Genomic DNA, 12,796 nt, shown 5'->3' on the forward strand with positions numbered 1-12,796 from the left:
GTCAGAGCCCGCTGATGCGCGGGACGCGGCCGAAGATCATCAGGTTGTTGGCCGGCATCTCGACCCGTTCGACTGCAAGATTGAGCACCATCATGACCGTCTCCACGGCATCGGCATCCTTGTAGCCGATCGCCGGATCCTGAGCCCGCAGGCTCGCGTCGAAAGTGCGATCCGCCTCGCCCGCCGGGATGCCATCACGCAGGAACGGGCCGTAGATCGCGAGAATCCCCCCGGGCGCCAGCGCACGCGACGCCTCGTCGAGGAGGACCGAAAGCTCCGCATCCGAAATGAGGTGCAGCAGGTTCACGGCCAGAACCATGTCCGACGCCCCCGCTACCGCCCAGCCGCGGGTGCAGGCATTGATGTCGCCGGCGTCGGATACATTCGGCAAACCCCGGCAATGCAGGTCGATCGATACCCGCCGAACCGGGTCGGGATCGGTCGGATGGAACCGCAGGTCGGGCCGGTGAGCGGCCAGCGCCGCCACGTGCTGTCCGCTTCCCGACGCCAGTTCGAGGACATCGCCGGCGCGCGGCAATCGCGGCAGAAGCGCATCCAGGATCGGCTGCGTGTTGCGCGCCGCAGCCGGCGCGTGAAGACGGCCCTCCGCATCCGGCGGCGTGGCCATGTCCGGCGTAACGATACGGCGGATCATGCAAAGCGGCCCGGGTCCAGCGCCTTGACCATTGCCGCATCAAGCTCCGGCGTCCGGCCCGCCACGAGATCGGCCAGCAGACCGGCGGCCGCCGGGGCCGTCTGGAACCCATAGCCCCCTTGGCCCGCGAACCACCACAGGTCGGGCAGGTCGGCCCGGCCGATGGCGAGGCAGCGGTCTGGCGTGAAGGTCCGCAGCCCCGCCCAGGTGGAAAGCGGTCGCGTGACCGGCTCGGTCACATGGGCCTGATAGCGGTCAAGCCCCTCGGCCAGCGTCATGTCGTCGGCGAAGGCATCCATTGGCAATGAGGGCGCCTCCTCCGCCGGGGAGACGATGAGGGCTCCGGCATCGGGCTTGGCATACCATCCTTCGCCCGCGCCCATCACCATGGGCCAAGACCGCACATCATGCCCGCCCGGAGCGGCGATACGGGCCATCGACCGGCGCAGGGGCGTCAGACCGAGCGGCGCGGCACCAGCCAACGCGGCCACCCCATCCGCCCACGGGCCTGCCGCGATGATCACCGCCCGCGCCGTGATTTCCGCGTCACCCGCTTGCGCGCGCCAGCCGCCCGTGACCCGCTCCAGCGCAGTGAGGCGGCGGCCCGTCTCGGTCGCACCGGCGCTGCGGATCGCGCGAAGCCCAGCCTGGAGAAGCGCATCGGTATCGATGTCGCGCGCGCCCTCGTGATAGGCCGCGCGAGTCACGTCCTCCGACAGGATCGGCAACATGGCCCGGGCCTCGGCGGGATCGATCCGCGACAGGGACATCTTTTTCAAATCCGCCTCGAAGACGCCGGCCTCGCTGTCGCGCGCGACGATGAGGAATCCGCGCGGCGAAAGCCAACCGCCCGCCTCGTGCGCGGCGCGCGACGCCCGGTTGAGCGCGACGACAGGCTGCAGACCGTAGCTCTCCTCGAACAAGGCGGCGGACCGGCCCGAGGCATGGTACCCGAACGCCTCCTCCGCCTCCCACAGCGTCACCCGCCCGAGCGCACAGAGTGCCGCACCCGCTGCAATTCCGGCCACACCGCCGCCAATAATCAGAAAATCCGTGTCCACTTGCGGACATTCACACGATGACCCGATGCCAGACAAGCAAAGGGATGCGAAACGTATCGAGAAAGGCGGACTTGCCGTCCCGTCAGCCGACCTCCTCCAGCCGATCGGTCGCGGGTGGCGGCGCGGGAGCCAGCGCCGAAAGCCGAGCGTAGAGCTCGGGGTCGAGCGTAAGCCCCATGGCCGCGAGGGACGGGGCGAGCTGCTCTGCGTTCCGCGCGCTCACGATCGGGGCGGTCACCGCCGGATGCGCGGCGGCCCAGGCCACGGCGAGCGTGGCGGGATGCTGGCTGACCTCGGCCGCGATTTCGGACAGGCCGCGCGCGGCGGCGTGCATCCATTCGGGCCCGTAACGTCGGGCATAACGCGTGTCCTCCGTCAGCCGCCCCGTTTCGCCGGACCCGTACTTGCCCGACAGAAGCCCCCCGCCCAGCGGCGAATAGGGCGCAACGGCCAAGCCTTCGGCCCGCGCCATCGGCAGGATCTCCACCTCCGCCTGCCGCTTCACGAGGTTGTACATCGGCTGGAGCGCATCGATCCGGGTGCCGAAGGACGCGGTCACCGATTGCGCCTTCATCACCTGCCAGGCGGCGAAATTGCTGACGCCAATGTGCCGGATGGCGCCCTCCGCCTGAAGGCTGGCCAGCGTCTCGAAGCTCTCCTCCAGCGGCGTGTCGTCGTCCCACCGATGCAGGTAGAACAGGTCGATCACGTCGAGCCCCATACGCGACCGGCTCTCATCGAGGCTCGACAGGATATTCGCGGAAGCGCCGCCGCCCGCGAAATTCGCCTTGGTGGCAACGATCACGGCATCGCGCTCGCCCGCCAGAAACCGGCCGAGCAGCGTTTCCGACGCTCCGTCCGTATAGACATGGGCGGTATCGAAGAAGTTGATCCCCGCCGCCCGCGATGCATCGTACATCGCGCGTGAAGCGGCTTCATCGGCCCGGCCGCCGAACTGCATTGCGCCGAAGCAAAGCGCCGAAAGTGCGGCGCCGTCGAGAGAGGTTATCTGGGTCATGGGGACGATCCTGCACCATGCGCGCCGCCGATAACAGGGCCTCTTCCATCCGGCTGCCAAGCGGCCGTGGATCTTGAGGCTCCCGATGAAGCCCTGTTCGAAAACGAATGCGAGCCCGCGGCCTAGTCGCCCCACATGATTACTACTGCACAGGCGATCCGACGGAATCCGGCGTGTCATGCCTGCGAGGCGACGGCTCAACGTCTTCTGGCTGGCGACGCTGGTGCGCCTGTCGGTGTCGGCTTGAGCGAGATCGGCAAAACCCAAGAGCCAGCTCAACACCCACGTGCTCGATAAATGCGGCGGCTCCGTCAAATCCGACAGGACAGCCCCGCCGCCGATGAAAAAAGGGCGCCCCGCAGGACGCCCCCGGTGTCGAAACGCGGTCGGATCAGTTCGGAATATCGCCCGAGATGCCCTCGACGTAGAAGTTCATGCTCAGCAGGTCTTCGTCCCGCGCGACCTCACCCTCGTTCAGCCAAACGCTGCCGTCCTGCTTGTTGATGGGTCCGGTGAAAGGGTGGTATTCCGACGCCTTCATCGCAGCGATCAGCGCTTCGGCCTCGGTCTTGACGTCCTCGGGCACGGCGTCGGTGATCGGCCCTATGACGACTTCGCCCTCGGCCATGCCGCCCCAGGAGCCCTGCTGCTCCCATGTGCCGTCGATGACGGCCTGCACCCGGTCGATGTAATAGGGCGACCACTCGTCGATGATCGACGCCACGCGCGGGGTCGGGGCGAATTCCGACATGTCCGAAGCCTGCCCGAAGGTGAAGACGCGGCCGCCATTCTCGTTGGCCTCCTGCGCCGCGGCCTGCGGGGCGGTGGAATCGGTGTGCTGCAGGATCACGTCGACGCCTTGGTCGATCATGGCGCGCGCGGCATCCGCCTCCTTGGCGGGGTCGAACCAGGTATAGGCCCAGGTCACGACCATCTCGACATCCGGGTTCACCTTCTTGGCGTGCAGGTAGGCGGAGTTGATGCCCTGGATCACCTCGGGGATCGGGAAGGAGCCGATATAGCCGATCTTGTTCGTCTCGGTCAGATGGCCCGCAATCGTGCCCAGCACCGCGCGGCCCTCGTAGAAGCGTGCGTCGTAGGTGGACACGTTCGGATGCTCGCGCTTGTAGCCGGTCGCATGCTCGAACTTCACGTCGGGAAATTTGGCGGCGACGGCGTTCGTCGCGTCCATGAACCCGAAGGAGGTGGTGAAGATGATGTCCGCCCCGCCCAGAGCCATCTGCGTGATCGCACGCTCGGCATCGGCACCCTCGGGCACGCTCTCCTGATAGACGGTCTCGACCTGATCGCCGAAATACTCCTCGACGGCGAGACGTCCTTCGTTGTGCTGATAGGTCCAGCCGCCGTCGCCAATCGGCCCGACATAGATGAAGCCGGCCTTGACCGGATCGTCCTGCGCCATGGCCCCGGAGGCCAGGCCGAGCGTCAGGGCTCCGGCCAGAAATGTCGTGAATCTCATGTGGTTCTCCCCAGTGGTGACCCGCCTCTCAGGCGGAGGCGTGGAACGGTTTGCCGAGATCGGCAGGCGCATTGGCCCGCCCCCCGGCGCGCCCCGATATGAGCACGAGCACGACGATCGTGACAAGGTAGGGGGCGGCACTCAGCAACTCCACCGGCAAACGGGCTCCGGCCGTCTGAAGGTTGAGCTGCAGCACCGTGATGCCGCCGAACAGATACGCCCCGATCAGAACCCGCTCCGCCCGCCAGGATGCGAAGACGACGATGGCCAGCGCGATCCAGCCCGCGCCCGCCGTCATGCCCTCGGTCCATTGCGGCACGCGGACAAGGCTCAGATACGCGCCGCCGAGACCTGCGCAGGCTCCGCCGAACAGGACGGCCAGCATCCGAACGCGCCGCACGTGGTAGCCCAGCGCATGCGCCGCGTCGTGGCTTTCGCCCACCGCACGCAGGATCAGGCCGGCGCGGCTGTAGCGCAGAAAGGCCCACACGCCCGCAACCAGCGCGAGCGACAGGTAGACGATCGGATCGTGCCCGAAGATGATCCGCCCCACCACCGGCAGGTCCGACAGCGGCCCCAGATCGACACGCCGCAGCGTCTGCGCCTTGATGCCGACATATCCCTGCCCCAACAGGCTCGACAGACCCAGCCCGAACAGCGTCAGCGCCAGCCCCGTCGCCACCTGGTTCGACAGCAGATACTGCGTCAGAAACCCGAAGAGCGCCGCCATCGCCGCCCCGCCGATTGCCGCCACGAGAAAACCCGCCCAGGGCGATCCCGTCTCGACCCCGGCGACGAACCCGCAGATCGCCCCGGTGATCATCATCCCCTCGACCCCGAGGTTCAGCACCCCGGCCCGCTCGACGACCATCTCGCCGATAGCGGCCAGCAGGATGGGCGTTGCCGCAACCATCAGGGACGCGATCAGCAGGGTGAGGGAGATCGAGGAGAGGTCCATCAGACAGGCTTTCGGGCAGAATTGGCAATTGTGTCGCGCAAATCGCGGTGCGAGCAGGCAGGCGACCCACGGCGGCAGAGGACAATGTTTACGCCCAAGGCGACACCCGGAACTTCGGCGACCGGTTGCGGGAGCGTCTCACCGCGCGACGTCCGTTCTCCGCAAATGACCTCACGCCACGGCCCCGCGTCCGATCTGGATCCGGAAATTCGTCAGCACGTCCACCGCCAGAAGGAAGAACAGCAGCATTCCCTGAAACGCCGAGATCGCCGCGACCGGCAGGCCGAGATTGGACGCCGCGTTGTCGCCGCCCACGTAGGTCAGCGCCATCAGAAGCCCCGCGGCAACGATGCCCAGCGGGTTCAGCCGCCCGAGGAACGCCACGATGATCGCCGTGAACCCGTAGCCCGACCCGAAATCGATGGAAATCTGCCCCGCCGGTCCCGTCACCTCGAACAGCCCCGCCATGCCCGCCAGAACGCCGGCGATCCCGAGGCAGAACACGACCATTCGCCCGGGAACCATCCCCGCGAAGCGCGCCGCACGCGGGGCGGAGCCAGCCAGCCGGATGTGGAACCCCATCAGGTGCCGCGTCAGCATCACATGACCGAGGATCACCGCGATCAGCGCGGCCACCACCCCCCAATGCACCCCGGTATTCGCGAACAATTCCGGGTTGGCGGACGATGCCCAGCGCGACAGGTTGCGCGAGCCGGGAAAGCCCACGGATTCCGGATTGCGCAGCCAACTCACGGCGGCCGAGGCAAGAAGGTTCTCCGCCACATAGACCAGCATCAGGCTGACGAGGATTTCGTTCGTCCCGAACCGCACCTTCAGGAACGCCGGAATCATCGCCCAGAGGAACCCGCCCAGCGCACCCGCCGCAACCATCAGCGGAAATATGAGCCGCGTCTCCGCAGGGTAGAGCGCGAGCCCCGCCGCCGCGCCGCAGATCGCGCCGATGATGTATTGCCCCTCGGCCCCGATGTTCCACACGCCCGCTCGGAATCCCATCGCAAGACCCACCGCGATCAGGATCAGCGGCGCGGCCTTCACAAGAAGCTGGCCCCGGAAATACCACGCGAACTCGCCGAAGATCGGTTCCCAAAAGATCGTGCGCAGCGCGACCAGAGGATCGGATCCCAGCGCCGCGAACATCGCCGCACCCACCGCCATCGTCAGCGCCACGGCAAGCAGGGGCGAAAGCGCGGCCCAGAAGCGCGACGGCGCGGGCCTGCGAACCAGCCGGATCACGGGTGCCCCCGCGGCGCATCCGTCTCTGCTTTCGAAACACGGCGGGGAGCGCGAGGGGCTGACCCCTCGCTCCGACCCTCGAAGGCGCGCGCGGGATGCGCGTTGCATGCACGATACCCGGACATTCCTCCGCTCCCGTCACGCATCCGCCGCCTCCAGATCATGCGCCCCGCCGAGCATCAGCCCGATCCGCTCCATCGTCAGATCGGCGGTCGGAACGGATGCGCTCAGCCGCCCCTCGTTCAACGCGGCGAACCGGTCGGAGATCTCCATGAGTTCCTCAAGATCCTGCGAGATCACCACGATGCCGGCACCTTGGCTCGCGAGGTCCATCAGCGCCTGCCGGATCGCCGCCGCCGCCGCCGCATCGACGCCCCAGGTCGGCTGGTTGACGACGAGGACGCGCGGCCCTTGGAGAACCTCCCGGCCGATCACGAATTTCTGCAGGTTCCCGCCCGAAAGGCTCCGGGCGGCCGCCTGCGGGCCCGGCGTTCGCACGTCGAAGGCGTCGATCACCTCCTGCGCGAAATCCCGCGTCCGCCGCCAATCGAGAAAGCCGTTGCGCGTGAGGCGCTTGCGCACCGTGCCCGTCAGCGCCGCATTCTCCGTCAGGCTCATGTCCGGTGCCGCCGCATGGCCCAGACGCTCCTCCGGCGCGCACAGAAGCCCCGCCCGCCGCCGCGCCGTCGGCCGGGCGCGAGAGATGTCGGTGCCCTCGAGCCGGATGGTGCCGGCGGGCGCGAGGCGTTCGCCCGACAGCGCGGTGAGCAGTTCGTCCTGTCCGTTGCCGGCCACGCCGCCGATACCCAGTACCTCGCCCGCGCGAACCGAGATCGATACGTCCCGAAGCGCCGCACCGAATTTCGACACCGGTGGCAGGTTCAGCTTCGCGACGTCGAGCACCACATCCCCGACCGAGGCGTTCCGCGACTTCGGCGCGGTCAGGGTCTCTCCCACCATCCGCTCCGCCAACTCGCCGGCGGAAACCTCGCGCGGGTCGCATTCCCCCACGACCCGGCCGCCGCGCAGGATCGTTGCCGCATCGCAAAGCGCGCGGATCTCCTCGAGCTTGTGCGAGATGTACAGGATCGACGTCCCCTCCCGCGCCAGCTTGCGCAGCGTGGCGAAAAGAACCTCCACCTCCTGCGGGGTCAGCACGCTCGTCGGTTCGTCCATGATCAGAAGCTTGGGGTCCTGGAGCAGGCAACGGACGATCTCCACCCGCTGGCGTTCGCCCGCCGATAGGCCGCCGACCCGGCGCTCGGGGTCCAGCGGCAGGCCGTAGGCGTGAGACACCTCCCAGATGCGCCGGCCGAGATCGCGCGGGCCCGGCGGGTTCTCCATGCCGAGGCCCACATTCTCGGCCACGCTCAAGGCTTCGAACAGGCTGAAATGCTGGAACACCATCGCGACGCCCGACGCCCGGGCCGCACGGGGATCGGCCGGCGCATAATCCGATCCATTCAGCCGCATCGTCCCCGCATCGGGTTTGACCAATCCGTAGACCGTCTTGACCAGCGTCGACTTGCCGGCCCCGTTCTCGCCCAGAAGCGCGTGAATGCCGCCGCGCGCGATCGAGAACGACACGTCGTCGTTGGCGACCACGCCGGGATAGGCTTTCGTCAGCCCGTTCAGTTCCAGCAGTTCGCTCAAGCCGCCCCGTCTTTCTTTGCCGCCGCAGGCGTCCGTCGCGACAGTAGCGCCGCCGCCACGCCGATCGCAATGGCTTGTGGATGCTTGCCCAGCCCCGGATCCCCGATCGGGCAGCGGATCCGGTCGATCGCCGCGCCATCATGGCCCAGCGCGGCGAGCCGCGACCGGAACCGCGCCCATTTCGTCGCCGACCCGATCAGCCCGCAAAAGGCGAAACCGCGGTTCAGCGCCGCGTGGCAAAGCGCCAGGTCGATCTCGTGGCTGTACGTGAGAATCAGATGTTCCGCATGTGTGGGAGCACGGGCCATCGCACGCGGCGGTTCCGCGGCGATGAGTTTCGTCACGCCGTCGGGCAAGTCCGGAAACCTTTTCTCCGACACATCGACCCAAGTCACCTCGATCTCCGGCAGGGGCGCGAGCGTCGCGACCAGCGCCGCGCCCACATGGCCCGCGCCCCACACCCAGACCGCGCGCGCCGGCGCGGCGGCCTCCTCCCGAAGCCAGCCATCGCGAAAGGCGAAGCCCCGGAGCGCGGGCGCATCCCGCGCCCCCTCGACCCGCCGGAGCCAAGGCGTCTCGGGCACCGCCGCGATGCGCTCGACCACCAGCGTCACCGCCCCGCCGCAGCACTGGCCCAAGGCAGGCCCGAGCGGCACCCGCTCCACGCGGGTGTGGCCGCCGCGCAGCACGTCGCGCGCCACCTCCAGCGCCCGCCATTCCAGCGCGCCGCCGCCGATCGTTCCCGTGAACCCGTCCTCCCAGACCAGCATGGCCGTCCCGGCCCCGCGCGGCACAGACCCGCGCGCCTCCGCCACGAGGACCCGTGCGACCGGCCCATGCTCCGCCAACGCCCGGTCGAAACCCGCGAGGTCGAGCGTCATGCCATCCGCCGCACCGCGCCCAGAACCCGCTCCGCCGTGGCGGGCGCGTCGAGTGCAGGGTAGCGTCCGCCGCAGGATGCCACCGCATCCGAGAGCGCCATGAACGCGCTGATCCCGTGCATGAAGGGCGGCTCCCCCACGGCCTTGGAGCGGTAGATCGTCTCCTGCCGGTTTTCCCGGTGCCACAGCGCGACGTCGAACATCTCCGGCACGTCGGAGGCGCAGGGAATCTTGTAGGTCGACGGCGCGTGGGTCCGCAGCCGCCCCCGGTCGTCCCAGACGAGCTCCTCCGTCGTCAGCCAGCCCGCGCCCTGAACGAACCCGCCCTCGATCTGGCCCAGATCCAGCGCCGGGTTCAGCGACGCCCCCGCATCGTGCAGGATATCGGTGCGCAGGATCCGGTTCTCTCCGGTCAGGACATCGATCACGACCTCGCTGCAGGAGGCGCCATAGGCGAAGTAATAGAACGGCCGCCCCTGCCCCGCCTCGCGGTCCCAATCGATTTCGGGCGTGGCGTAGAACCCGGTGGCCGAGAGCGACACGCGCGCGGCATAGGCCATCGCGGCGGCCCGCTCGAACGGATAGGTGGCACCGCCCACGCGAACCTCGTCCCCGGCGAACACGACACTGGCCGGATCGGCCTGATGCGCCGCCGCCAAGGCATCGGCCATGCGGTCCCGGATCGTGTCGCAGGCCGCCTTGACCGCCATCCCGTTCAGATCCGCGCCCGACGAGGCCGCGGTGGCCGACGTGTTGGGCACCTTCCCGGTATCGGTCGCCGTGATCTTCACCCGCGCCAGATCGACGCCGAACCGGTCGGCCGCGACCTGCGCCACCTTGGAATGAAGTCCCTGCCCCATCTCCGTGCCGCCGTGGTTCAGGTGGATCGAGCCGTCCGAATAGACATGCACGAGCGCGCCGGCCTGGTTGAGATGGGTCAGCGTGAAGGAAATTCCGAACTTCACGGGCGTCAGCGCGATCCCGCGCTTGAGCACCGGATTCGCCGCGTTCCACTCGGCCACACGCGCGCGCCGCCCCGCATAATCGCAGTCGGCCGCCAAGGTCTCCACCAGTTCATTGAGGCAGAAATCCGAAACTTCCTGCCCGAAATGCGTGCGTCCGTTCTTCTCCGCTTTCGCAGCACCTCGGAGAGCGCGAGGGGCAGGTGCTTTACCTTCGGCGGCATCCTCGTAGAAATTCCGCCGCCGCACCTCCAGCGGGTCACGGCCCACCGCATGGGCGACGTGATCGAGCACCCGCTCCACCCCGAGCATGCCCTGCGGCCCGCCGAACCCACGAAAGGCGGTGGCCGATTGCATGTTCGTCCGCAGCCGCCACGACGAGATCTCCATCGCCGGGATGTCATAGGCGTTATCGGCATGCAGCATCGCCCGGTCCGCGACCGGCAGCGACAGATCCTGGCTCCAGCCGCAGCGCGTCCAGTGACGGAAGCGGATCGCGTGGAGACGCCCCTCCGCGTCGTGGCCAACCTCATAGGCGATGCGGAAATCGTGGCGCTTGCCGGTAACGACGAAATCGTCATCGCGGTCGTAGCGCATCCGGCAGGCGCGCCCCGTCGCGCGCGCGGCAACCGCGCAGGCGACGGCAAGATGATTGCCCTGGCTCTCCTTGCCGCCGAAACCGCCGCCCATCCGCCGCACCTCGCTCCGCACGGCATGCATCGGCACGCCCAGCGCGTCGGCGACCTTGTGCTGGATCTCGGTCGGGTGCTGCGTCGAGGTGAGGACGTGCATCTCTCCCGCCTCGGACGGGATCGCCAGCGCGGCCTGACCCTCGAGGTAGAAATGCTCCTGCCCGCCGATCTCGATCTCGCCGGTCAGGCGATGCGGCGCGGCGTCGAGCGCGGCATCGACATCGCCGTCGGACCAGATCCGCGGCCCCCCGTCGAACCAGCTCTCGGCGGCCAAGGCGTCGTCGATGGTCAGGATTGGCGTCTCCTCCGTCACGCGCGCCTCATGCAGCCGTGCGGCCCGACGCGCGGCGAGGTGACTGTCGGCAACGACCAGATAAAGCGGCTGGCCCGCGTAGTGGATCGCGCCGGTGCACAGAAGCGGCTCGTCGTGCAGGGACGGCGAGCAATCGGGCACCGGATCGAGATCCTCGGCCGTCAGCACGGCGACCACACCCGGCGCCGCGCGCACCGCATCCAGGTCGAGCCCGTCGAGCGTGCCCCGCGCGATCTCGGACACCCCGAAGGCGAGGTGCAGGCAGCCCGCCGGTGCGGGCACATCGTCGGTATAGCGCGCGGTCCCCGTGACGTGGAGCCGGGCACTTTCGTGCGGAAGGGGCTTGGCGACGTTCATGCGCGCACCTCCAGGATCGTGGGCGCATCCGTGGCCAGCCGTCGCAGCATCCCGCGCGCCGCCTCCAGACGGTACTCCGCCGAGGCGCGCATGTCCGAGAGGGGGGCGAAATCCTCTGCCAGCGCCTCGGCGGCGGCGGCCATCGCGGCGGCATCGCGCGGCCGCCCCTCCAGCGCGGCTTCCGCATGGCTTGCACGCTTGGGGATTCCGGCCATGCCCCCGAACGCGATCCGCACACCGGCGAGGACCCCGTTCACGACGGGCAGGTTGAACGCGCCGCAAACCGCGGAGATATCCTGATCGAAGCGCTTCGACAGCTTGTGGCAGGTCAGGGCATCCTCCTGCCGCGGGATGTCGATCCCTTCCACAAATTCGCCCGGCCGGCGATCCTGCTTGCCGTAGTCGAGGAAGAACGCCTCGATCGGCATCGACCGCCGCGCATTCCCTTGCCGCAGATGCAGCACCGCCCCCAGCGCGATGAGCGGCGGCGGGCTGTCGCCGATGGGCGAGCCGTTGGCCACGTTGCCGCCGATAGTTGCCGCGTTGCGGACCTGAACCGACCCGTAGCGGCGCAGAAGCTCCGCAAGGGACGGGTGATGCGGCGCGATGGCGTGGCGGAGCGTTTCCATATCCGTCATCGCGCCGATCTCGATGGCGGTCTCGGTGACGCGCACGCCCCGGAGGTCGTCGCACCCCGCGAGGAAGGCGAGCTTGCCCATCGGGCGGAACTGCTTGGTGACCCAGAGGCCGATATCGGTCGCCCCGGCCACGACGGTGGCATCGGGGTTCTCGACGAACCACTCCGCAAGCTCGTCCGCATCCTGCGGGTGGAAATGTTCGGACCCGCTTACCGCCGCGGGGGCCGCCACGTCGCGCATGTGCGCGGGCACCGGCGCACCCTCGGCCGCCCGCCCGGCGCGCAGGATCGGCGCATAGCCGGTGCAGCGGCAGAGATTGCCCGCGATCTGGTCCGCATGATCGGTATCGCCGCGCGCATGGGCGGCGGCCATCGTGGTGATGAAGCCCGGCGTGCAGAAGCCGCACTGACTGCCGTGATGGGCGACCATCGCATCCTGCACCGGATGCATCGTGCCGTCGGGTCCGGCCAGCCCCTCGACCGTACGGACCGCCCGCCCCGCAAGCTGCGGAAGGAACAGGATGCAGGCGTTGAACGCGCGCGGCGCGCCGTCCTCGCCGGTGACGATCACGGAACAGGCGCCGCAATCACCCTCGTTGCACCCTTCCTTGGTGCCGGTCAGCCCGCCCGCGCGCAGCCAGTCGAGAAGCGTCCGGGTCGGATCGTCGGTCGATGCGGTGACATCCTCGCCATTGAGGCGAAAGGGGATCTCCATTGGTGTTGACCCGCCGCGATACATGTCTGCCCGGAAGCCCCCTCCGATGCGGCGTAGGAGGGGCGGACCCTGTCTTGGGCGCATTGGACGGGATGCGGGCCCGGATCGCAAGGGCGCGGGAACGTCGCGCATCGCCGCGTCGTTCTATCCCGAAAGGAGA

At 68.7% G+C, this 12,796-nt stretch carries 10 protein-coding genes; all 10 read right to left on the reverse strand.

Going from position 1 to position 12,796, the window contains the following annotated elements:
* Position 1: 1 nt before the first annotated feature.
* Entirely contained in the window at positions 2 to 655 is a 654-nt protein-coding gene (locus tag JSE7799_RS04960; RefSeq protein WP_055662630.1) for a DUF938 domain-containing protein, read from the reverse strand.
* Positions 652 to 1,716, reverse strand: coding sequence for an NAD(P)/FAD-dependent oxidoreductase (locus JSE7799_RS04965; RefSeq protein WP_055662631.1), 1,065 nt, complete (start codon positions 1,714 to 1,716; stop codon positions 652 to 654). Before JSE7799_RS04965 ends, JSE7799_RS04960 begins: the two co-directional genes overlap by 4 nt.
* 82 nt (positions 1,717 to 1,798) lie before the next feature.
* Complete coding sequence (locus JSE7799_RS04970) at positions 1,799 to 2,734, reverse strand: aldo/keto reductase (RefSeq protein ID WP_055662632.1); 936 nt, start codon at positions 2,732 to 2,734, stop codon at positions 1,799 to 1,801.
* 391 nt (positions 2,735 to 3,125) lie between these two features.
* A complete protein-coding gene (locus JSE7799_RS04975) occupies positions 3,126 to 4,214 on the reverse strand; it encodes a BMP family ABC transporter substrate-binding protein (protein ID WP_055662633.1) in 1,089 nt (362 codons plus the stop codon).
* Positions 4,215 to 4,242: 28 nt separating this feature from the next.
* Complete coding sequence (locus JSE7799_RS04980) at positions 4,243 to 5,172, reverse strand: ABC transporter permease (protein ID WP_055662634.1); 930 nt, start codon at positions 5,170 to 5,172, stop codon at positions 4,243 to 4,245.
* 171 nt (positions 5,173 to 5,343) lie between these two features.
* A complete protein-coding gene (locus tag JSE7799_RS04985; RefSeq protein WP_055662635.1) occupies positions 5,344 to 6,426 on the reverse strand; it encodes an ABC transporter permease in 1,083 nt (360 codons plus the stop codon).
* 138 nt (positions 6,427 to 6,564) lie between these two features.
* Positions 6,565 to 8,079, reverse strand: a complete 1,515-nt coding sequence (locus tag JSE7799_RS04990) for an ABC transporter ATP-binding protein (protein WP_055662636.1) — start codon at positions 8,077 to 8,079, stop codon at positions 6,565 to 6,567.
* Complete coding sequence (xdhC, locus tag JSE7799_RS04995; protein WP_055662637.1) at positions 8,076 to 8,960, reverse strand: xanthine dehydrogenase accessory protein XdhC; 885 nt, start codon at positions 8,958 to 8,960, stop codon at positions 8,076 to 8,078. The genes JSE7799_RS04990 and xdhC overlap by 4 nt, the downstream gene beginning before the upstream one ends.
* A complete protein-coding gene (gene xdhB, locus JSE7799_RS05000; RefSeq protein ID WP_055662638.1) occupies positions 8,957 to 11,284 on the reverse strand; it encodes a xanthine dehydrogenase molybdopterin binding subunit in 2,328 nt (775 codons plus the stop codon). The genes xdhC and xdhB overlap by 4 nt, the downstream gene beginning before the upstream one ends.
* Positions 11,281 to 12,636, reverse strand: a complete 1,356-nt coding sequence (gene xdhA, locus JSE7799_RS05005) for a xanthine dehydrogenase small subunit (RefSeq protein ID WP_055662639.1) — start codon at positions 12,634 to 12,636, stop codon at positions 11,281 to 11,283. Before xdhA ends, xdhB begins: the two co-directional genes overlap by 4 nt.
* Positions 12,637 to 12,796: the final 160 nt, after the last annotated feature.

The organism is Jannaschia seosinensis, from assembly GCF_001408515.1.
GTDB classification, from domain to species: Bacteria; Pseudomonadota; Alphaproteobacteria; order Rhodobacterales; family Rhodobacteraceae; genus Jannaschia; species Jannaschia seosinensis.